This window comes from Rhizobium sp. L1K21 (assembly GCF_024055895.1).
Taxonomy (GTDB): domain Bacteria; phylum Pseudomonadota; class Alphaproteobacteria; order Rhizobiales; family Rhizobiaceae; genus Ensifer_A.
Genome location: NZ_JAMXLE010000001.1, coordinates 639,335 through 658,440 on the forward strand (window position 1 = coordinate 639,335; position 19,106 = coordinate 658,440).

Sequence of the window (19,106 nt, forward strand, 5' to 3'; positions counted from 1 at the left end):
GGATTGTCAGACGCTCAGATGGGAGGGAATGCGCAGATGCCGTCGGCCGACATCGGCGAAAAGCGGATCGCGCCTCGCGGCCCAAATGGCGGCGGCGTGTCCGACAGCCCAAAGGATGAGTCCGATCAGCCAGAGGCGCAGACCGAGGCCGAGCGCGGCGGCAAGCGTGCCGTTCAAAATCGCGATCGCACGTGGCGCACCGCCGAGGAGAATGTGCTCGGTCAGGGCACGGTGGACAGGGACGATGAAGCCAGGAACGCCACTCATCAGATGAGCGCCCCGCCGCCGAAGGAGAAGAAGGACAGGAAGAAGCTCGATGCGGCGAAGGCGATCGACAGGCCGAAGACGATCTGGATCAGACGACGGAAGCCGCCGGAGGTATCACCGAAGGCGAGCGTCAGACCGGTGACGATAATGATGATCACCGCGATGATCTTGGCGACCGGTCCCTCGATGGATTCGAGGATGGACTGGAGCGGCGCTTCCCAGGGCATGGATGAACCAGCGGCGTGGGCGGCAGGCGCCATCATCACGGTGATGGCGAGTGTCGAAACGGCGATGGCGATCTGGCGGCGAGGGCGGGAGACGGGACGGATCATGCGGTGGTTCCTTCCGGGGTTTGGGTGACTGCTGTGAGGTGGTAATCGCCGCCGGGTGTGAGGCCGGTAACGGCGGAGAGTTCAGCGAGACGGCGTTCGGAACCGCGGCCCGAGAGGACGGCGACGAGATCGATGGTCTCGGCGATCAGCGCGCGGGGAACCGTGACGACGATTTCCTGGATCAGTTGTTCAAGCCGGCGCAGCGCCCCGATGGCCGTTCCGGCATGGATTGTGCCAATGCCGCCCGGATGCCCGGTGCCCCAGGCCTTCAGGAGGTCGAGTGCTTCGGGACCGCGCACCTCGCCGATGGGTATGCGGTCGGGGCGGAGGCGAAGCGACGAGCGGACGAGATCGGAGAGCGTGGCGACGCCATCCTTGGTGCGCATGGCGATGAGGTTGGGCGCGGCGCATTGCAGTTCCCGCGTGTCCTCGATGATGACGACGCGATCGGCGCTCTTCGCCACTTCGGCGAGTAGCGCGTTGGTCAGTGTGGTCTTGCCGGTCGAGGTGCCGCCGGCGACAAGGATGTTCTTTCGACTGGCGACCGCCGTGCGAAGGGCATCGGCCTGGCCAACGTCCATGATGCCGCCGGCGACGTAGTCGTCGAGCGAGAAGACGGCGATGGCGGGCTTGCGGATGGCGAAGGTCGGGGCTGTGACAACGGGCGGCAGCAGGCCCTCGAAACGCTCTCCTGTTTCCGGTAGTTCCGCCGAAACACGCGGGCTTCCGGCATGAACCTCGGCGCCGACATGGTGCGCGACGAGCCGGATGATCCGCTCGCCGTCGGCGGGGACGACCAGTGCACCGGTGTCCGAAAGTCCGTCGGACAGCCGATCGATCCAGAGCCGTCCGTCCGGATTAAGCATCACCTCGACGATGCCGGGCTCTTCGAGGAAGCGCGCGATGGTCGGCCCGAGCGCGGTGCGCAGCATGCGTGCGCCGCGCGAGGATGTTTCCGATTTGTGAAAGGTCGCCGACATCTCGCCCCCGATTTTGGTTGGGATCGCGACGGCGATCCCGGTTCGGGGATGAGTAAGAGAGGCAGAAAATGGCCTCGCGCAACAGCTTCAAGGGCGTAGTAGGGGCGTGGCGTGAAAAGACAGGGAAACGGCGAGACAGCGATGCGCACTCCTTCGTGTCGCGGTGCAGCTAAACCTATTCCGGCATGTCGTGAGGCGGAGCCTGTGCTTCCGAGACGTCCACATCATTCGGTATTTCCCTCAAGAAGCTCTGGCCCTTTTGCAACCGTCGGCCAAGCGTCTCGACAAAGCCTTCGAAACGTTCGCGGCCCTTGATCTGAGCGGATGATTTTGCGTCTTCGGGAAGTGGTGGCGTGATCGTGAGCCAGAAGCGGATAAAGAGCGCCAATGTCTCCGCACTGATGCCGATGTCCCGTTCCAACCGCTGGACCTGTCGTGTGAGCCGGTCGAGCCTGCGTGTGAAAGCTGCCTCCATCCGATCGGATCCATCGGGAGAGAGAAACGACGCCACGGCCGCCTCAACGATCGCGGAACGGGACAGGCCCTTGCGGTAAGCGAGATCGGCGATCTGCTTCAGCATCTCTGGCGGGAAATAGACATTCATCCGGCTGCGCATGATCGACTCCTCATAAATCTATGCCGTCATTGGGATCCAAGGTTGCCTGGCGGGCGATTTGACGGCTCTGCCGACGAAATGTCCGGGCCTGTTTCGCTGGCTCGTCGGCGTCGTCCTCGAGCATGTCGAATTCCGTTGATGGCGTCGGCTCCTCGGACTGCAATACGATCTCCTCATGCTCGGGGAGGTCTGGCTCACGTCGGATACCGCCATCAACGGCATCTTCGGCTTCATGTTGATCCTCGGAGACTGGACTTCCGGGCACGCCGACAATACGAGCTGTCCAGCAATCATCGTTTACGTGTGGTTCGAATCTTGCCGGATCAGGTGGGGGCATGATCCTTTCGGTAAATCTTGGATCTTCGTAGTAGCGCGCTTTCTTCGCCCGGATCGGCGGCAGTCCGGCGAACATGACGATTTCTTCATCCGCCGGTAGTTGCATTACTTCGCCAGGCGTGAGCAATTGCCTTGCTGTCTCCTGCCGCGAAACCATCAGATGCCCGAGCCAGGGTGCGAGCCTATGGCCGGCATAGTTCTTCATGACCCTCATTTCGGTCGCCGAACCGAGCGCGTCCGAAACCCGTTTCGCGGTGCGCTCGTCATTGGTGGCAAAACTCACGCGAACATGGCAATTATCGAGGATCGCATTGTTTGGACCATAGGCTTTCTCGATCTGGTTGAGAGATTGCGCGATGAGAAAGGCCTTGAGTCCATAGCCCGCCATGAAGGCGAGGGCACTCTCGAAGAAATCCAGCCGACCGAGTGCCGGGAATTCGTCCAGCATCAGCAACACGCGCTGGCGCCGGTTCGTTGCTTGCAGATCTTCCGTCAGTCGGCGTCCGATCTGGTTCAGCACCAATCGTATGAGAGGTTTGGTGCGCGATATGTCCGAGGGTGGCACGACGAGATAGAGGGTGACCGGCTGTTCTCCGTCGATCAGATCGGCGATGCGCCAGTCGCACTGCCGGGTCACCCGTGCGACGACGGGATCGCGGTAGAGCCCGAGGAACGACATGGCGGTGGAGAGAACGCCGGAGCGTTCGTTGTCAGCCTTGTTCAGAAGTTCCCGTGCTGCGGACGCGACAACCGGATGGGGACCCTTGTCGCCCAGATGCGGTGTTGTCATCATTGCCTTGAGCGTAGCCTCGATCGGCCGCTTCGGATCGGAGAGGAACGCGGCGACGCCCGCGAGTGTCTTGTCCAGTTCGGCATAAAGGACATGCAGGATGGTGCCGACCAGAAGCGAGTGGCCGGTCTTTTCCCAATGACTGCGTCGTTCGAGCGACCCCTCGGGATCGACGAGAATGTCGGCGACGTTCTGCACGTCACGCACCTCCCAGTCACCGCGGCGGACTTCGAGCAGGGGATTGTAGGGGGACGATTTTGGGTCGGTCGGATCGAAGAGCAGCACGCGGCCGTGTTTGGCGCGAAAGCCGGCGGTCAGATCCCAGTTCTCGCCTTTGATGTCGTGGACGATGGCTGAGCCGGGCCAGGTCAGGAGCGAGGGAACCACTAGGCCGACGCCTTTGCCCGACCGCGTTGGTGCAAAGCAAAGCACATGCTCCGGTCCGTTATGACGCAGGTAGTGTTCCTCGAAATTGCCGAGGACGACGCCATCCGATCCAAGCAAGCCGCTCTTGGCAATTTCCTGCGGTTCGGCCCAACGTGCGGAACCGTAGGTAATGACGTCTTTGGCTTCCCGCGCGCGCCAAACCGACATCGTGATGGCCACGCCGATCGACATAAATCCTCCCGAAGCTGCAATGATTGCCCCCTCGACGAAGATCGGAGGAGCGTAGGCCTCATAAGAATACCACCACCAGAAGAAGGCTGGCGGATAGTAGAAGGGGAAATCCGCCAGATTGAACCACGGCATTCCAAGCTGCGGCTGGAAACCAAGCCGCCAGGCAACCCATTCCGTCGCGCCCCACGTGGTTGTGAGGACGATCAGGAAGACAACGGCAATCTGGCCCCAGAGGATTTTGGTTGCGGACATTCGGCCACAAACGCCTCTGGCAGTTTAGTTATCAAGTGCCGTTGTGAGGTAATTGAGTAAACGGTTACAGTTGAGCGTAAAAAGGACGATCAGCCCCACTTGATCGATTGAATAGCGCCGTTGAATTACCACCTAATCAGGGGCGTCGCTCTATTTTGGCAAAGCGCGCAACGGTTCAAGGCATTTTCCTAAGCAGTCGATATAGTTGAAATAGATGACATTTCCAGCAATGGAGTGGGCGAGTTAAGGATTGTTTGTGAACGCCGATTGAGATGAGGCGAAAACTACGCTGAGGTTTAACGAGAGCATCTCCTAGTTGTTTTTTGTTGACGACGAGAATGGTTAATGTTTGATTACTAGCAGTTGCAAGAGGAAGACATATGTACGAAGTAGACAAAGATGAAGCGGTGTTCGCCATCCTCGAAAGAGATACCGGCACGTCCACAAAAAAAAGCACTGCAGATGTCAATGAACTGGACGTCCTTTTGGACAGAATTGCAAAGGTAAAAAACCTTCACAAGGCTGACATTGTCACGGTGAAGTGGGGCAAGAACCACCGTGTTGAAATTGATAACGACATTTGTGTTATAGATTTTAATGCAGCGGGGCAAAAGCGAATTGCCAAATGCCACTTCTTTGCGAAAAAACCAGGAACGCAAAAAGATGGTGATCTCTTCAAGCTAACGGTGACTAACGGTAAAATAACTGAAGAAAGAATCCGTATCGCGTGAGCAGATTTGAGATTTGGACTCTGGCTTTATATGGAATTCAGGCAGGCGCTGCTGTTGCAACGCTTGTGGTAGCTTTGGCAGCTTTGACCACTTGGAAGCGCCAAATTGATTATGCCACTAGAAGTGAGGTGGTAATTCGAACTCAAAAGCTTCTAACAAAATCACTTGATGTTCTGAGCGAAGCGCGCGACGCCGATTTTTTTACTTTCCTTGATGAAAGGTGCAAAGCCGGTTATTTCGTCAATGAAGACGACGAGCCATTTTTTTGGGCTATTTACAGCACCTATTATATTCTGAACGAGGCTTCAATCGTATTTGGAAATTTGGATCAAGCCACGAGTGAGCTTGAATTTCTATGTGGAGTTGATATTTCCACTGAAGTCAGAGAACTGAAATCTATTAGACACAAATTGATGACAGCTTCGCTGAAAGCTGCGAGGTTACGTTTCAGGGCCACCAGCCTGTCCGAGGTTGAAACAGACGAGTTGGAAATGCATCAGGCCATCATATTCTCCAGTCCCAGCGATAATTTTGGATGTGATATGGAGCGTCTCTCAAATGAGATTTCCCGAAAGCTCAGGTCGGCTTTTATTCGGCCCTTGGCTAAATAATAAATTATCTCAAATTTTGGCTGCAGCCCGGTCGCCTTGGTAAGGTTGACGCGGAAGCGGCGCAAGCCGCCCGCAAAGCCGTCCAACGGCACGGCCGCGATCGCGCAAGCCCCGAAGTGTGCGGCGATTTGGCGTAACCAGCATGGCAATCAGCTCTTCCGGCAGGATGGCCTCTTTCTGATGAGGCGGTGCTGCGTGGCTGTTGCGGATGCCGGCGAGAACGGTGGCGATATGGCGGTCTTTGCGGTCGAACTGAAGCCCACGCTGGCTATAGTTCCAGGAAAGAGCCGACAAACGCCGCTCGATGGTCGAGGCAGATGTGTATCTGCGACCGGATGGTCCTCTGTCGGACGCGAGCGCGGTAATGTAAAGCCCCACCGTTTCAGGTTCAGGGGGTGGGGGAGATCACCCCTGGCGCCGCCACCATCCGACAAAATGCCTCCAGTCGGCGGCATATGCACGACGCGTATTGGCCGAAGACGAGGCCTCGACATAGGCGCGGCCGCGCTCGACCAACGGCGCGAGGCCTAGGGAGCCGCTGACCTATTTGCTGCTCGACACCCAGGAAACCGCCGAATGTTCAATTTCGTGTGGCTCGAGAGACGGAGCGGAATGCGGATTGATATCATTTTCGGGCATTTCCGCCGTGGTCGTCGGAGCTTTCGTAGCGGCATCTGTAAGCATCCGCGCGCGAGCTAGCGCCTCAAAAGCCAGCGTCTTCGAATGCTGAGTTCTACAGGGCTAAGCCTTGCCTCCTACCGGAACTCCAATCGACCCCGCCACTGCTACGCATCAACCCGGAGACCTCTTGCCCTAATTTCTTTTCGAGCGGCGGCGACCACGGCACGAGCTGGAAGCCGAGACCATTGTCGATCATGGCAAAGCGACCAGAGGACAACGTTAGCCTTTGGCGGTAGGTGCCGGTGAGGTGCTCACCCGTCGCGGATTTCACATGGGGCAATCCGGTTTCATCGGCGAGTTTTGCGGCTGCGGTGTCCAACTCGCGACGTCGCAACGTGTTGAGCAGGTCGCGCTGCAGAATGATGCGCTGTCCTTGCCGTTGCGCGAACCCTTCATCAGCGAGGTGTTCCGCGCGTTCCTTCAACGCTTCGTTGACCTCACCACCGAACCCGCCCGTCGAGAGCGGCATGGGAGCGCGTTCGACCAGCCGGTGATCGAGCCAGGTGGCGCCGTGCGCAACGATTTGACCATTGAGATCGAGATCCGACCGTAGAGCCAGCACGAGAGTGGGTCGTCGGTTCTCGGTCCCGCGGAACCTCCGCACTTCGACGATGCCGCCGAGGGGCGGCGCGTGCTCGAAGGCCTCGATGCCCCGGAGGCGGACATGATGGGCGCGACCGTCGGTGCCATCGATCACGGCATAGGCCTCGCCAGTCAACTCGTCATGCAGGCCGCGATCCACGAGCCGGCCGATAATCGGTGATCCTTCTTCTCCGGTCTCGATCGCGAAGTCACTGATGCCCCGGTCCTGGCCACGCTCAACAAAGGCGCGGTGCATGGTCTTGATGATATCGCCACGCGTGCCAAGATCGCGCAGCTTGCGTTCGGCCTCGAGGCCGACCATCCATTCGCTGGGACCGGCGGGGGCGGCGAGGCCCATCTTCTCCAGATGTTGCAGGCGGCCGATCATCAACCGGCGAGGTTCGCTGTCGCTCAAGTCACCAGCATCCAGGCGGAGATCGATATGCCCCGTATCGTCGGCGGCAAAACGGATTTCGCGGTCGAGGCTCGTCCAGCGCTCAGCGGTGATCTCCTTTTCGAGCGTTGCGCGGATTTCGTGTTCCTGCTTCGGGCCGAGTTCCAGCGAGACCAGTTCCTCACCGCGCGAGCGCAGACCACGGCTGATATAGTCGCGGGAGATGACGAGATCGACGCCGGTTTGGTCGACGCCGCGGACCAGCAAATGGACATGTGGATTGTCGGTGTTCCAATGATTGACGGCGATCCAGTCGAGTCTCGTGCCGAGATCGGATTCCATCTGCCGAGCGAGATCGCGTGTGAACGCCTTCATATCCGGCATGTCTGCGGCGTCCTCGGGTGAGACGATGAAGCGGAAATGATGCCGGTCGTCCTCGCAGCGTTCGGCGAAAGCGCGGTCGTTAGCGTTATCGCTCGCCGCATCGAACATGACACCGCGCTCGCCATCGCGCGTGACGCCCTCGCGTTTCAGATAGGCGACATGGGCGGTGAGAGGCGCGGAGCGAAAAGCGCGGCCCTTGTGACGGACGACGCGGGCCTTGACGACGACGCGCCTGGATGGGCTGAACAGACGAGCGCGGGCGAAGCGCGTGCGGCCTCGGCCGAAGCTCGATCGGCCGTATCCAGAACTGCGGCCACCGCCTCCCGAGCTTGAGACATGCCCGGACTTCTTGGCGGCACGGATCACCTGGTTGATGAAGCTCTTCTGGCGCGGAACCCGTTTGTCAATGATGCGGCCGGGGCGGATACGGAAGTCGCGGTCGTCGCTGCTCATCGCGTTCCTTCCTCATACCGGAATCTAGCCGCGGTGCCGCAAACAGCTTTGAAATCACATGACAATTCATTGGCGGCGGCACGCGGCCCGACCGACCGGCACGCCGGAACCCATGTCATTTCAATGACTTGTGGTTCGAGCGGCGTGCGCCTTTTATCTCGCCGTCCCTTGGTCGTGTCTTTCCTATTAGTATGCATTTCCACCGTCTTTTTGCGGAGGCTCGCTTCTCTTCGCCATGATACACTTGAAGTCATTGGCGAGCGCTCGCTTGCGATGAAGTGACGAATAGCCCGCTATCGCGAGGTTTGAGACCCACGTCGCTGCTGTCAGCCTGTGGTTCTGGCCTGGTCTTAGGCTGCACAGAAGATGTCAGCGGAACAGCTGCCGTACCGTCTTCGGCTTGCGCGGCGAAGAGCGGCGAATTTGTCCAGTCGCTGCGACTGATCTGCATCGGGATTGCTGCGAGGGAAGTGGCGGAGGCATCGACATAGGGCGCAAGAACCGCAACATAGTTGCGCGTTTCGAGAGGCAACGGACGGCCTCCGACGAGATACTCTTCGTAGCGTGTAGGGCCGGCGTTGTAGGCGGCCAGGCATCCCGGCGATCCGTATTTTTCGTGGAGTTCGTGCAGATAGGCTGCGCCCGCGAGGATGTTGTCGCGCGGATCAAATGGATCGTTGCCGAGGCGATATCTGGCGCTCAGCTCGATCCAGGTGTCGGGCATGATCTGCATCAGACCCATCGCGCCCTTTGGTGAGATCGCACGCACGATCCCATCGCTTTCGGCCATCATGAGCGCATAGAGCAAACGCTTGGAAAGTCCGAAGCGATGCGACGCTTCAGTGACATATGTGTCATATGGATCTGTCACCGACCGTGTCTTTGCTGTCGCGGGCTGCGCAATAACCCGTTCCGGGAAAACGGGCAGAATAATGCTGAAGGCCAGCAAACCGGTAAGGAGGCGGAGATACGGGTGAGGGGGAGGGGGAGGGGGAGGGAACCTCTCCCTTGCAGGCGTGATTTGTCCTATATCCATCATCGTTCGGTGTCATTCTGGGTGGTGGGAATAGAATTGGAGTTACCAGAGCGATGTGCTCGCGCAGCCGAAGCCCGCCATTCAAATTGGCCGGTTCCCGTTTCTTCGGTGAGCAAGGGGACTACACGACCGATGATCGTGCTTTGCGGTAGTGGCCCGAAATACCGACCATCCAAACTGTCGGGATGCCGCCAATTGAGAAGAAAGATATCGCCATCGCCGATGCGTCTGCATCCCTCCCAGGCGGGCAGGGCCCGGCCAAGCCGATCCCGCTCTTGCGCTTCCGCCATTTCAATCCCATCGACGGTTATTTGGAGACCATGACGGCAGACCGACTGTGGTGGCAACGCAACGACGCGCTTGATCAGCGGCACACCGAGAGGAAGATAGCCGCGCTGATCGAGCATGCGGGCGAGGGGTTCCGGCGGCATGACGGCAACGAAATCCGAAACCGCAAGGTGTCCCGCCCGTTGCACTGAATAGAGGCCGATCGGCGCGCTGGCTGAAGCGTTCCAAATCAGCTTCGGCGCTGCCGGAACGAATGTCGGGGCCCCAACCGCAAGCGCACCAAGTGTGCTGACTAGTATGTAACCAAGCCGGGTCATTGTTGCGACCTTTGTCGCAGCCGCCAGGCGTGATGCTGAGCCCGGCTGTAGCCGCGCGGCTCGTGTCCAACGATCAGGCGGCTGTGGACGTGGCGCCAATAGTCTGGCGCGGCGTCAGCGGGATCGATGCCGAGTGCTTCAATCGCGTCGATTGTTTGAAGGACGCGCTCGACCTTTGGCCAACCGGTGATCTTGAGCAGGATATCACCACCGGGGCGCACGAAAGGAAGGGTCTGATATGGCGCGCCCGGTTCGACCGCGCTGACAATATCGATGCGTGAGATGATGGTGCCATAGTCGTTCGCCGCCCAGCGGACGAACGCGAAGATGCTTCCGGGCGCGAAGCCCACCACCCGCCGCTTACGGTCGAGAACTTGTTCTTCGGCAACATTACCGAAGCGAATCCAATGTTCGATGCGCTTTTCGATCCATGTGAGTTCGACGCGCGTCATATGGTCGACACGATCTTCTTTGACGCCTGGCCTGGGCGGCACTGAACTGCCTGTCATGGCTGATCTCCTGTGATTTCCGGGAATTCCCGTGCGAGTAAATCGCGCAGCATGTCGGCGACCGTGACGCCGCGTTCGAAAGCCGCGATCTTGATGCGTCCGCGCAATTCGGGGGTGATGTCGATGGTCAGCCGCGCGGTATAGTCCGGGCGTTTCGCTTCGGACCGATTTGCCGATTTGATCCAGCCCTCGGGATCGCTCGGGCGTGCCGCGAAACCGCGCCTGGTGGAGTGATCCGTCATGGTATGAGCTCCCGAATTTCGGCAGCCAACGTGGCGATCTCATTGGCCGCTTGGCTGTCCCCGTCGATCTCGAAGGCGAGCCGACCGATCTGCGCGGCAGTTGCGTAGACGACGCGCTGTCCAATGGTTGTGCGCATTGCCGGCGGATCCTGATCGCTCAAGGCTTGCGATGTTTCGCGGGCAATGATCGTGCGCGTGGCACAGCGATTGAGAACGAAGCGCACGATGAGCTGTGGTCGAAAGATGCGGGCTTCCTCGATCAGACGCAGGATTTCCGCTGAAGCCCAGCCGTCGAAGGGTGACGGTTGTACCGGGATGAGGACGAGATCGGCGGAAAGCAGAGCCGAGCGCATAAGCCCGGCCACACGGGGCGGTCCATCGATGACGATATGATCTACAGTTCGGGCAAGTTCCGGTACCTCTCGATGGAGCGTATCGCGCGCAAGACCGATCGTGCCGAAACGACGGGGCAGATCTTCCCGGGCGCGTTGCTCCGACCAGTCGAGAGCCGAACCTTGAGGATCGGCATCCACGAGGGTGACACGGTCACCGCGTCGCGCCCATTCGCCGGCGAGATGGAGGGCAAGCGTAGTCTTGCCAACGCCGCCCTTCTGATTGAGGAGCGCGACGATCATGACGCATCTCCGCGATTTTGCGCACTCGGAGTGTCGTCAGCAGGTTCCGGGACGTCGTTCTGATCCGGGTTTTCCCCAAAACGGTCGCCTCTTAAAAAGTTAGATTCTTTGTTAGAGTCTAAGTTAAGAGAGCGATTACCCCTGTGATTGTCAGCATTTAACCTTGGTTCGGGTTCCCGATAGCACGAGGTGCCGGTTCCCGATGGCACGATAGTTTGGGTTCCCGATAGCACGACGGCGTCCACAGCTTGTCCACAGGTCGTCCGTTCGAAGGCGAGCAACGTGCGGCGCGCGTCAAATTCGAGGAAAAGACGATAGCCCGGCAGTGGTTGCCGCTTGACCGTGGTTCTGAGTTCAAAGGCAAAGCGCTTGAAGGGTGAGAGGCTGCCGGACTTGAGATAGAGATGGCGGAAATCGAAGCGCCAGCCACCGGGCTGCTTGCCGCCATGCTTGCGCACGATCCGGTAAAGCCAGCGATCAAGTCCACCCGTCAGTCGGAAATACGCCCTGTCGATCGTGAGGATGAGCGCGTCATCCAGAACGGCCCTGTAGAACCAGTCCGGCACGATAAGCTCTATGCCTTCGGGAATGCCTCGGTTATCGCTGCGTTCCGTCCACTCATTGATCCAGGAAAAGCGATGCATCCGTGATGATGATCTGTCTCCAGGGCCGGATCGTGCACGTGGATTGCGCGGAGGTTGGCGCAATGTCGTTGCAACCGTGGTCGATTGCAGGCGATCGAGCGCTGCCTTGAGGCGCTGATAGTCGCGTGCGCTGGTGCCGCGCCCGATGAAGGTCAGGATCTGATAGGGCGTTGCTGCCATGAGACGGGAGGTGCGAAGCCCACTGTCCCTGGCTTCGACGATCTGGCTTGCCGCCCAGATGAGGATGTCGGCGTCCCAGATCGTCGCCATGCCATGTTCTGGCACCGCCTCGACCCTGATGGCCACCGGACCGGACCGATAATCGATCGGCGTGGTGCGTGGTGATTTCGACAGGCTGAAAAACGGATAAGCCATGAGGTCCTGTGCATCACGGGGGGCAAAGTCGCTGGGGAGTGCCAGAAACAATTCGAGCTGCTGCCGCTCTGATTTGGATGATCGCGTCATGCTGATGGATCAGCGGCCGTTTGAGCTTGAAGGCCGATTGGCATGTGGCTTGGCGGGCAGGATGGTGCCGACGCCCGGATCGGAGGTCGATATCTTGGCGCCACGATTTGCCCAGGCCTGCAGGTCTTCGACAGAATAGACGACCCGACCGCCGAGTTTGCGATAGGCAGGGCCTGTTCCGTAGGTCCGGTGTTTTTCCAGGGTGCGCCCGGAAAGACCAAGAAAGCGCGCGGCTTCGGGGGTTCTGAGAAAGCGTGGCGGCAAGCCGGGTTGCGTCGCGGACATGATCGTGCCTCCGTGATTAACTTGGAGACCGCCGGATATCGGCGGCTTCATGCGAGCACGATGGAGAAGAAAGGCCGGCGAGGGGGAGTGCGAAGAATTGACGGCGCTTTCGCACCCTGTTTGAAGTCAGAACGTGGATCGACTTTGAAACAGAAGTTCACGATAGCCGCCGGCGACAAGTTTCCGGCCTTCGCGGAACCGGCGCATGACTGTATCGCGCTCGGGCATGGTCTTCCATTGCGCGGCTGTGACAATGCCGGTGTTGAACATGACCTCCGCGATCTTTCGATAGGAGGCGCCAGCGCCGTGACCGTCGAGAACCTGGAGCATTTGCCGGAGATTGCGTGTGCGATAGGGGGTTATTCGAGGATCTGGCAGCGCTCGTCGTTTCCAATAAGCTGCGGCGAAACGATGAATCGTATCGGTACGGAGCTGCATCGAATGGTTGAAAGGCGTGATGGCGACCACGGGACCGTCTGGGGGCGTGCTTTCCAGAAACAGGGCAGGGAAGCGCTGTCCCGCTAACTGGATATCGAGATAATGCCCTTCGGGCGCTTCGCGCGTTGCCTGCTCTTGCAGAACAATAGCGGGATTATTAGGGGATGCGAGGACCGGCGATTGCGACGTCAGGATGAGCATTCCAGGATCGGATTGCGGTGTGAAGAAGATATCCGTGTCGATCGAGCGCATGTTCGGGCAAACCGGGAAATCGAAGCCCCCACTGTTCGCTCAAGTCGTCGCTGGCGGTTTCGCGCTTCTGCTCCGGAATTTTATCGTAGTCTTTTTGATAGTCGGGATTCCGGCGTAGAAATTCCCATGCCAATTGAGCAGGGTCGAGTTGCTCGACGTAATCATAAGCTTTTGAGTGCCGCCAATTGGAATGGTCCGCCATGGATATGCCTCCACCTAAAGCTCAAGAGTGCTCCGGGCGGAATTGATCGCGTTCTGATTGCATCTTGGCTAGTCCCCGTTTAGGCAAGGCGTGTTGTCTAAAACGCATCACGGAACTAATGCGCGCTTCCGTTCATGAGATCGCGGTATCCCCGCTCGGTCATCCAACGTGCCCGGGCGAGGTGGGAGGAATGGATACGTGACGCCCGCTCGCCATCCTCATCCGGGTCGATCCCGAAAATGATCTGCACCGCTTCCTTCCAATCCGCACCATCAGCGTCCGCGTCGAGGAGCCGCAGATAGGTCTTCAACTGGGACCGGTCATAATCCGTAACCCGATCCTCGGCGGGTGGTTCGTCAAGATAATCCCGGTTGGCCATATATCGTCCCGTTGCGGCGGATCTTAAAATCCCACCTATTCCATTAACACAATTTGAACACATTTGCACAAGGTCCGGCAATCCGTTACCTACGAGAAGCCGAAAGTGCTGGAAAACGAACTTTTAAACCTTGCCGGGAATGCAGATCACAATTGGCCCCATAACGTCAAAAACAAACAAAGTTGCGAATTACATACTATAGTTGATAAACTTAAAGTGTGTAAATCGCAATCTTCCTGCGCATGGATATGCGCAAACTGGTCGGTCGGAACTTCGCCCGCCTTCGTCGGGAAAAAGGCCTGACGCAGGAAGAAGTCGAAGCGCGTTCCGGATTCAGCCAGCAATATCTCAGTAGTCTGGAGCGCGGTCGCAGGAATCCAACCGTTATCACTCTTTACGAGCTGGCCCAGGCTCTTGGCGTCGATCATGTCAAATTAGTCGAACCGGACGAGCAGTCTTAAGTGCTCGTGAAGAGGTACATAAGGTAATGGTCCGCCCGGGCTAGCCGGGCGGAGGTCTTCAATCGGATCACTCGCCGTTGCGCCGGCTGGGGCGAGACCAGATGAGCGAATATCCGTCGCCGTCTTCATCGCTGAAGAGATTGGCGTAGATCGGTGCGGTGAAGCTTGGATCGTCGAGCTTGAGGCCGAGATAGTCACGACCTTCGTTGGACTGCTTGGACCAGGCAGCTCCGATTTCGGCACGGCCGACCAGTACGCGGTGGCTGGGAGCGTTTTCGCTGGTTTGGCTTGCCTCGGGGACGATGCGGACATTCTTTGCCTGGACGTTGAGGGTGACGATTTCGCCGGTGAATTCGTTGCCGGATTTCTTGAAGGTGCCAATGGTCGCCATGATGATATCTCCTTGATCTTTGGTTTCGATCCCGCACCATTGCGGCCTCGATGGCGATCGGAGAGGCCGGAGGCGATCGACGGCGCATCGCTTGCGACCGCAGCGTCAGCGGAGGATGGCGATCCGGCGGGTTTATTGCCTCGCGAGGAATGGCGGCGCAGCCGGCAGGGGAAGAAACTTGACGGGCGCCATTGAGCTACAGGCGATCGAGGCGCAGCCGGCCTTCGGCCAGATCAGCCCATTGAAGAGGCCGTTTGGAGCGGTCGGCTCAAAGGGATCGTGCAAGGAGAGATTGGCAATACCGAACACCCCGGTTTAAGCCCGGCGAAGGCACGGAAATCGTCTTCGGCCCTGCAGGCCAGTCCGCTTCATACCCAGCGATGCCACCTGATGCGGAAACAAGCCGCTCTGCGTCCGTCGCCGGTCGCGCGTTTCGGGGCAACTCACGCCATGCCGTCCGGGAGCGCCGGCGCTCAACCGAAATCGTCGATCCGTCCGATACCACGCCCCACATTGCTCAACCTTCGATACGGGCGCGGCAACAGACCTCAACCCCTGTCTCGGCTTCGCGTGCAAGTGCGTTCAGATGCTGGCGGGGGTCCGCTCGGTAAGTCTGGGCGGGGCCATGGAGGTCACGCGCACGAAGGACGTGATGCCGACCGCCACCGCGCCGATCACGGAGAAGACAGTCTGCCAGGTTTCCATCGGTATCAGATGTTTCACGATGCCATGGGTGGCGAAATAGCCGGCGATCGCAGCGGGCGCGACGAAAGCGAGCGCTACGACCATCTTCATCCACATAGGGCGGACAACAATGATGAGAAAATACCAGATGCCGGACACGAGGCCGGCGCAGCCGATGCCTGCGACGAGACTTCCCGGAAGGCCGGCGCCGGACTGATAGGCCCACGTTCCGGTAGCCAGGCCGGCGAAAGCTGGTAGTGCGAAGGTCGCGAGCGTGAACAGCAACCAGCAGAGGGCGCCAATTGCAGCAAGGGATGCAATGATTGCCAAGATGATCATGGTGGTGTCTCCGTAAGATGAGGTCCGAACGGTCGCGCTTCCACCACCACCATGACGCCACGGATATTTATCACATCGACGCTTGAATGGCGAGATGAGGGCCTAGTTCGTGCGTAAGATATTGAGACTTGCTCTTAGAAACGGTGCGACACCGGGCGCGAAAATGCTGTATGCATATCGGAGCGAAATGTACTGCATCGCCACAGATTGCAATCGCCAGACGTGCGACCCTGCGCGTTGCCTGGAAGTCACGGATTTGTATATTGAAGTTCAAATACGAGGATCGTGATCGTTCAGTCCCGTAACTTGTCAGGATATTCGGAAATGGGGAAAGTGGAAGCATATGAGCATCGAGGATCGCGCTACCGTTCTTTGAAGACAGAAACTCGGCTTCAAGCACAGGGGGTGCTTCGACTTTTTTACGATGAGAAAGATATATGGCTGAAAAAGCTTTTGGCAATGAAGCTCAGAGACCAGAACGCGTTGGAGATCGGTGAATCCGATCAGGCCCTCATTTCGGAGGCTCTTAAGTGCCGAATAAATTCATAGTGAGTGCTATCCGTAAGTCACGTTCATTGTTTGAGTTGGTGAGGCAAGGGGCATTCAACTACACGTTGATAGACCAGTTCGGATCAGAAATCAGTCCTTTTGATATTCATTACTCGGTGGATATAAGAAATCCTGAACAAATAAGGCTAAGTCGATCCTGCCGACTTCAACCAGGGGTGATCTTGAATGGTCGATCTAGTCTGAGGGACTTCGGCATCAGTTTTGGACCTGAAACATATCTAAAAGAGAACTGCTACTTCGACGCTTACGGCGGATTCATTAACGTCGAGGGACAATGCGCCTTTGCACAAAATACCATAATCCATGGTGGGGGAGGGGTCAGCATTGGACAGTACACCATAGTTGGTGCCAACTGCTACATTATCGCCAGCAACCATGCGTTCGGAAGTCGCGAGTTGCCCACCATGCTCCAGGGAGATGTCCGGAAAGGAATAAGTATCGGAAGCAATGTTTGGGTGGGCGGAAACGTAACGATCCTTGATGGGGTCAATATAGGTAGCAACTGCGTCATTGGGGCAGGTACTCTTGTGGCAAAATCTGTTCCCGAGAATACAGTTGTCTTCAATGCTATCGAACCGATAACACGAAAGGTCTACGATGACTGAAACAATTCAAGGAAATCTCGCGCTACCCGATAGAATCGTTCACGGCCAGGTGGTTATCCGTGACGGTAGGATAAGCAAAATCATCGATACTGAAAGCTCATTTGTGGATGGTGCGACGCGGATTCCTGATGACCATTTGATTGCGCCTGGCTTCATTGACGTTCAAATCAACGGGGCATTTGGTAAGGAGTTCAAGTCTGATGCGGACGCCATCCCTGTTGTGTGCCAAGGGCTTCCGAAGTTTGGAACAACATCGTTTTGTCCAACTGTTACGACGAAACCATTTTTAGAGTATCCCAGTCACCTGAGGCAGTTGAAAGCCGCCGCCGCTGGTGCTGGGGGTGCCAAGTGGATTGGATTTCACCTTGAAGGCCCGTTTTTAAACCCTGGAAAAGTTGGGGCTCAAGCCGCCGATCTAATGATGGAGCCAATTGATTGCGATTTATCATCGTATGTAAATGATGACGTTCGCATAGTTACGTTTTCACCAGAACTTGATGGTGGCGAGCAGTTCATTAAAGACTTGGTCGACCGAGGACTCCGAGTTGGGGTCGGACATTCATTAATATCGTACGAAGATCTTGTTGGTGTGTTTGATGCTTCTCGAATGATGATCGTACATGTCTACAATGCAATGTCTGATCTTAATTCAAGAAACCCGGGTGTCCTAGGCGCGGCTCTGGATAGGGATGACTACTTCTGCTCGATTATAGCTGACGGTATTCATGTAAGCCCGCCATCTGTTCGTGTTTTCTGGAAGTGCAAGCAAGACAAGTCAAAAGTCATGTTTATCACGGACGGCTCTGCGGTCGCTGGCCTTGATGAAGGAATTCACCAGATCGGAACACGGTCGATCGAAAAAAGACCGGACCGCGCAGTTCTCGAAGGAACTGAGACTTTGGTTGGAAGCATCCTTACGCTGAACGTAGCTGTACGGAACATGATCGAGTTCACAGGATGCCCCACTTATGAAGCAATTAACTGTGCGTCTCGTAATCCAGCGCAGTATCTGGGTCTTTCTGAAGAAACAGGCGAGTTACGCGAAGGCCTCGCGGCTGATATTGCGATCCTGGATTCAGATTTCAACGTCACTCGGACCTACGTGAACGGAAAACAAGTTTGGGGTTAAAGCGATTCTTCCAAAAGGATTGGCAAAATGAAACATCTCAAAGTGTTTATGGGAGCGACTATTGCTGCATTCGCCTTCTTTTTCGGAGTTTTGCAGGCACATGATTACTTCGGCCTAACCTTTCTTACCAACACCACGTTACCCTACCTGAAGGCATCCCTTCTTGTAACATCAAGTGTGGCGGCGGGCTCAGTGACAACTATGCTTTCTGTTTTTGGCGCGCTTCCATTTCAGTCTCGACCTGAGCCGTCAGAAGCCTTCGAAGACAGCCTTCTGGGGACCCTTAGAGAAGCTCTTCGAGGTAAAAATTACGTAGAGGTAATAAGAATTGGTGAGGCGCTCAGCCGCCCATTGTTTGAGTCCGGAAGCTTTTCAACCCGCTTAAAAATCGGAAGAGTTGTTGAAGAGGCAGCCGCTCGATCCGAGAGAGTGGACAAGCAGATATCTGCATTAATTGATTCTGTCGGTTGGTCACTTGTCGAACTAGGACGATACGATGAGGCAAAGCGTCCAATTATCCACGGGATGGAGCTGAGCCAGGATACAGGAAATGCGTTTTACGAGGCGAAGGGACTTCGCCATTTAGGGGTCATCGAACGTAGAACAAAGAACTATCCTGAAGCCGAGAAATATTACAAAAAATCTCTCGAGATCGCCGAGAAAATAACGGATGAGAACGACAAGGAGGTAATGATTGCTGGTTTGAACTATGCACTTGCATCACTATATTTTTATACTAGCGCGTTGGAAAAAGCGGACAAGTATATCGAGCTTTCGATATCATGTTTTAAGAGATTAAATGACGAATATAGATTAAATATGTGCCTTGTAATGAAGGGTGACATTCAGTTTAAGAGGGGAGAAAGCGACAAAGCGAGGGATACATATCGAAAAGTTCTTCGCCTTGCAGACAGGAATACAGAAAAACTGCAAGTCAGCCGATCTCTATTAGGGCTTGCGGAGATTTATATCTCAGATAACCGGTGGGCTGAAGCCAATGAAACGGCTGTCATGCTGGAAGATGTAGATCTCAAAGAATTTAGGGCTGAAGGTGAGCGACTGGAGGCAATCCGTCGTAAGCTTCCTGACTACTCAGCAAGGGAGTAAGTTTCTGCTGCTGTGAATCATGCGGAATGCAGCGTTTACGTCAAGATTTGCAAGGATTCTGCGCGTCTTAATACGATGCGTCGCGGCATCAAGGGGCTTCA

Annotated in this window: 24 protein-coding genes and 1 pseudogene; 6 read left to right on the forward strand and 19 right to left on the reverse strand. The window is 56.9% G+C overall.

The features are described from left to right. Positions 1 to 6: 6 nt before the first annotated feature. From NHF56_RS03005 to NHF56_RS03025, 5 genes are all read right to left on the reverse strand, one after another. A complete protein-coding gene (locus tag NHF56_RS03005; RefSeq protein ID WP_252801453.1) occupies positions 7 to 267 on the reverse strand; it encodes a VirB3 family type IV secretion system protein in 261 nt (86 codons plus the stop codon). Beyond that, the gene (locus NHF56_RS03010) at positions 267 to 599 is read right to left on the reverse strand and encodes a TrbC/VirB2 family protein (RefSeq protein ID WP_252801455.1); all 333 of its coding nucleotides are present in this window, start codon (positions 597 to 599) and stop codon (positions 267 to 269) included. The genes NHF56_RS03005 and NHF56_RS03010 overlap by 1 nt, the downstream gene beginning before the upstream one ends. Further along, entirely contained in the window at positions 596 to 1,579 is a 984-nt protein-coding gene (gene trbB, locus NHF56_RS03015; protein ID WP_252801457.1) for a P-type conjugative transfer ATPase TrbB, read from the reverse strand. The genes NHF56_RS03010 and trbB overlap by 4 nt, the downstream gene beginning before the upstream one ends. Before the next feature lie 175 nt (positions 1,580 to 1,754). After that, positions 1,755 to 2,195: a CopG family transcriptional regulator gene (locus tag NHF56_RS03020; RefSeq protein WP_252801458.1), complete on the reverse strand. Its 441-nt coding sequence runs from the start codon at positions 2,193 to 2,195 to the stop codon at positions 1,755 to 1,757. Between the two features lie 10 nt (positions 2,196 to 2,205). Next, positions 2,206 to 4,191 carry a conjugal transfer protein TraG gene (locus NHF56_RS03025; protein WP_252801460.1) on the reverse strand — a complete coding sequence of 662 codons (1,986 nt, stop codon included), beginning with the start codon at positions 4,189 to 4,191 and terminating at the stop codon, positions 2,206 to 2,208. A 380-nt stretch (positions 4,192 to 4,571) separates the two neighbouring features. Here NHF56_RS03025 and NHF56_RS03030 point away from each other — a divergent pair, with 380 nt between their 5' ends. Both NHF56_RS03030 and NHF56_RS03035 read left to right on the forward strand, forming a co-directional pair. After that, a complete protein-coding gene (locus NHF56_RS03030; RefSeq protein ID WP_252801462.1) occupies positions 4,572 to 4,922 on the forward strand; it encodes a hypothetical protein in 351 nt (116 codons plus the stop codon). Beyond that, positions 4,919 to 5,533, forward strand: coding sequence for a hypothetical protein (locus tag NHF56_RS03035; protein ID WP_252805006.1), 615 nt, complete (start codon positions 4,919 to 4,921; stop codon positions 5,531 to 5,533). The genes NHF56_RS03030 and NHF56_RS03035 overlap by 4 nt, the downstream gene beginning before the upstream one ends. A gap of 47 nt (positions 5,534 to 5,580) precedes the next feature. Here the strand turns inward: NHF56_RS03035 and NHF56_RS03040 are convergent. The 12 genes and pseudogenes from NHF56_RS03040 to NHF56_RS03090 all read right to left on the reverse strand — a co-directional run. Further along, positions 5,581 to 6,049, reverse strand: a pseudogene (locus NHF56_RS03040) (site-specific integrase); the annotation flags it as partial. Between the two features lie 217 nt (positions 6,050 to 6,266). Beyond that, positions 6,267 to 8,027 carry a DUF3363 domain-containing protein gene (locus NHF56_RS03045; protein ID WP_252801463.1) on the reverse strand — a complete coding sequence of 587 codons (1,761 nt, stop codon included), beginning with the start codon at positions 8,025 to 8,027 and terminating at the stop codon, positions 6,267 to 6,269. Positions 8,028 to 8,277: 250 nt separating this feature from the next. Next, a complete protein-coding gene (locus NHF56_RS03050) occupies positions 8,278 to 8,898 on the reverse strand; it encodes a transglycosylase SLT domain-containing protein (RefSeq protein WP_252801465.1) in 621 nt (206 codons plus the stop codon). 164 nt (positions 8,899 to 9,062) lie between these two features. Continuing rightward, entirely contained in the window at positions 9,063 to 9,668 is a 606-nt protein-coding gene (locus NHF56_RS03055) for a S26 family signal peptidase (RefSeq protein WP_252801467.1), read from the reverse strand. Then, positions 9,665 to 10,177 (reverse strand): DUF2840 domain-containing protein, encoded by a 513-nt coding sequence (locus tag NHF56_RS03060; RefSeq protein WP_252801469.1) that lies wholly within the window; start codon positions 10,175 to 10,177, stop codon positions 9,665 to 9,667. The genes NHF56_RS03055 and NHF56_RS03060 overlap by 4 nt, the downstream gene beginning before the upstream one ends. Further along, positions 10,174 to 10,419 carry a hypothetical protein gene (locus NHF56_RS03065; RefSeq protein ID WP_252801471.1) on the reverse strand — a complete coding sequence of 82 codons (246 nt, stop codon included), beginning with the start codon at positions 10,417 to 10,419 and terminating at the stop codon, positions 10,174 to 10,176. The genes NHF56_RS03060 and NHF56_RS03065 overlap by 4 nt, the downstream gene beginning before the upstream one ends. Further along, entirely contained in the window at positions 10,416 to 11,054 is a 639-nt protein-coding gene (parA, locus tag NHF56_RS03070; protein ID WP_252801473.1) for a ParA family partition ATPase, read from the reverse strand. Before parA ends, NHF56_RS03065 begins: the two co-directional genes overlap by 4 nt. Beyond that, entirely contained in the window at positions 11,051 to 12,163 is a 1,113-nt protein-coding gene (locus tag NHF56_RS03075) for a replication initiator protein A (protein ID WP_252801475.1), read from the reverse strand. Before NHF56_RS03075 ends, parA begins: the two co-directional genes overlap by 4 nt. A gap of 9 nt (positions 12,164 to 12,172) precedes the next feature. After that, the gene (locus NHF56_RS03080; protein ID WP_252801477.1) at positions 12,173 to 12,448 is read right to left on the reverse strand and encodes an AlpA family transcriptional regulator; all 276 of its coding nucleotides are present in this window, start codon (positions 12,446 to 12,448) and stop codon (positions 12,173 to 12,175) included. A gap of 126 nt (positions 12,449 to 12,574) precedes the next feature. Further along, positions 12,575 to 13,138: a DUF2285 domain-containing protein gene (locus tag NHF56_RS03085; protein WP_252801479.1), complete on the reverse strand. Its 564-nt coding sequence runs from the start codon at positions 13,136 to 13,138 to the stop codon at positions 12,575 to 12,577. Then, positions 13,044 to 13,340, reverse strand: a complete 297-nt coding sequence (locus tag NHF56_RS20995; protein ID WP_373456241.1) for a transcriptional regulator domain-containing protein — start codon at positions 13,338 to 13,340, stop codon at positions 13,044 to 13,046. The genes NHF56_RS03085 and NHF56_RS20995 overlap by 95 nt, the downstream gene beginning before the upstream one ends. A gap of 115 nt (positions 13,341 to 13,455) precedes the next feature. Further along, positions 13,456 to 13,782: a DUF2285 domain-containing protein gene (locus NHF56_RS03090; RefSeq protein WP_256995375.1), complete on the reverse strand. Its 327-nt coding sequence runs from the start codon at positions 13,780 to 13,782 to the stop codon at positions 13,456 to 13,458. Positions 13,783 to 13,961: 179 nt separating this feature from the next. Between NHF56_RS03090 and NHF56_RS03095 the strand changes: the two genes are divergently transcribed. After that, a complete protein-coding gene (locus tag NHF56_RS03095; protein ID WP_252801482.1) occupies positions 13,962 to 14,180 on the forward strand; it encodes a helix-turn-helix domain-containing protein in 219 nt (72 codons plus the stop codon). Positions 14,181 to 14,247: 67 nt separating this feature from the next. Here NHF56_RS03095 and NHF56_RS03100 read toward each other — a convergent pair whose 3' ends face one another. Continuing rightward, on the reverse strand, positions 14,248 to 14,571 hold the full coding sequence (locus NHF56_RS03100) for a DUF736 domain-containing protein (RefSeq protein ID WP_252801484.1): 324 nt from the start codon (positions 14,569 to 14,571) through the stop codon (positions 14,248 to 14,250). Positions 14,572 to 15,153: 582 nt separating this feature from the next. Next, positions 15,154 to 15,594, reverse strand: coding sequence for a hypothetical protein (locus NHF56_RS03105; RefSeq protein ID WP_252801486.1), 441 nt, complete (start codon positions 15,592 to 15,594; stop codon positions 15,154 to 15,156). 530 nt (positions 15,595 to 16,124) lie between these two features. Between NHF56_RS03105 and NHF56_RS21000 the strand changes: the two genes are divergently transcribed. The 3 genes from NHF56_RS21000 to NHF56_RS03120 are packed head-to-tail and all read left to right on the forward strand — an operon-like array spanning position 16,125 to position 19,005. Further along, positions 16,125 to 16,769, forward strand: a complete 645-nt coding sequence (locus NHF56_RS21000; protein ID WP_252801488.1) for an acyltransferase — start codon at positions 16,125 to 16,127, stop codon at positions 16,767 to 16,769. After that, positions 16,762 to 17,898 (forward strand): N-acetylglucosamine-6-phosphate deacetylase, encoded by a 1,137-nt coding sequence (nagA, locus tag NHF56_RS03115; RefSeq protein ID WP_252801489.1) that lies wholly within the window; start codon positions 16,762 to 16,764, stop codon positions 17,896 to 17,898. Before NHF56_RS21000 ends, nagA begins: the two co-directional genes overlap by 8 nt. 27 nt (positions 17,899 to 17,925) lie before the next feature. After that, complete coding sequence (locus NHF56_RS03120) at positions 17,926 to 19,005, forward strand: tetratricopeptide repeat protein (protein WP_252801491.1); 1,080 nt, start codon at positions 17,926 to 17,928, stop codon at positions 19,003 to 19,005. Positions 19,006 to 19,106 lie beyond the last annotated feature (101 nt).

What these genes read in the sequence shown, in the direction of transcription:
- NHF56_RS03005 (WP_252801453.1), bottom strand. Translation starts at nt 267, where the DNA reads ATGAGTGGCGTTCCTGGCTTCATCGTCCCTGTCCACCGTGCCCTGACC.
- NHF56_RS03010 (WP_252801455.1), bottom strand. Translation starts at nt 599, where the DNA reads ATGATCCGTCCCGTCTCCCGCCCTCGCCGCCAGATCGCCATCGCCGTT.
- trbB (WP_252801457.1), bottom strand. Translation starts at nt 1,579, where the DNA reads ATGTCGGCGACCTTTCACAAATCGGAAACATCCTCGCGCGGCGCACGC.
- NHF56_RS03020 (WP_252801458.1), bottom strand. Translation starts at nt 2,195, where the DNA reads ATGCGCAGCCGGATGAATGTCTATTTCCCGCCAGAGATGCTGAAGCAG.
- NHF56_RS03025 (WP_252801460.1), bottom strand. Translation starts at nt 4,191, where the DNA reads ATGTCCGCAACCAAAATCCTCTGGGGCCAGATTGCCGTTGTCTTCCTG.
- NHF56_RS03030 (WP_252801462.1), top strand. Translation starts at nt 4,572, where the DNA reads ATGTACGAAGTAGACAAAGATGAAGCGGTGTTCGCCATCCTCGAAAGA.
- NHF56_RS03045 (WP_252801463.1), bottom strand. Translation starts at nt 8,027, where the DNA reads ATGAGCAGCGACGACCGCGACTTCCGTATCCGCCCCGGCCGCATCATT.
- NHF56_RS03055 (WP_252801467.1), bottom strand. Translation starts at nt 9,668, where the DNA reads ATGACCCGGCTTGGTTACATACTAGTCAGCACACTTGGTGCGCTTGCG.
- NHF56_RS03060 (WP_252801469.1), bottom strand. Translation starts at nt 10,177, where the DNA reads ATGACAGGCAGTTCAGTGCCGCCCAGGCCAGGCGTCAAAGAAGATCGT.
- NHF56_RS03065 (WP_252801471.1), bottom strand. Translation starts at nt 10,419, where the DNA reads ATGACGGATCACTCCACCAGGCGCGGTTTCGCGGCACGCCCGAGCGAT.
- parA (WP_252801473.1), bottom strand. Translation starts at nt 11,054, where the DNA reads ATGATCGTCGCGCTCCTCAATCAGAAGGGCGGCGTTGGCAAGACTACG.
- NHF56_RS03075 (WP_252801475.1), bottom strand. Translation starts at nt 12,163, where the DNA reads ATGACGCGATCATCCAAATCAGAGCGGCAGCAGCTCGAATTGTTTCTG.
- NHF56_RS03080 (WP_252801477.1), bottom strand. Translation starts at nt 12,448, where the DNA reads ATGTCCGCGACGCAACCCGGCTTGCCGCCACGCTTTCTCAGAACCCCC.
- NHF56_RS03085 (WP_252801479.1), bottom strand. Translation starts at nt 13,138, where the DNA reads ATGCGCTCGATCGACACGGATATCTTCTTCACACCGCAATCCGATCCT.
- NHF56_RS20995 (WP_373456241.1), bottom strand. Translation starts at nt 13,340, where the DNA reads ATGGCGGACCATTCCAATTGGCGGCACTCAAAAGCTTATGATTACGTC.
- NHF56_RS03090 (WP_256995375.1), bottom strand. Translation starts at nt 13,782, where the DNA reads ATGTGTTCAAATTGTGTTAATGGAATAGGTGGGATTTTAAGATCCGCC.
- NHF56_RS03095 (WP_252801482.1), top strand. Translation starts at nt 13,962, where the DNA reads ATGGATATGCGCAAACTGGTCGGTCGGAACTTCGCCCGCCTTCGTCGG.
- NHF56_RS03100 (WP_252801484.1), bottom strand. Translation starts at nt 14,571, where the DNA reads ATGGCGACCATTGGCACCTTCAAGAAATCCGGCAACGAATTCACCGGC.
- NHF56_RS03105 (WP_252801486.1), bottom strand. Translation starts at nt 15,594, where the DNA reads ATGATCATCTTGGCAATCATTGCATCCCTTGCTGCAATTGGCGCCCTC.
- nagA (WP_252801489.1), top strand. Translation starts at nt 16,762, where the DNA reads ATGACTGAAACAATTCAAGGAAATCTCGCGCTACCCGATAGAATCGTT.
- NHF56_RS03120 (WP_252801491.1), top strand. Translation starts at nt 17,926, where the DNA reads ATGAAACATCTCAAAGTGTTTATGGGAGCGACTATTGCTGCATTCGCC.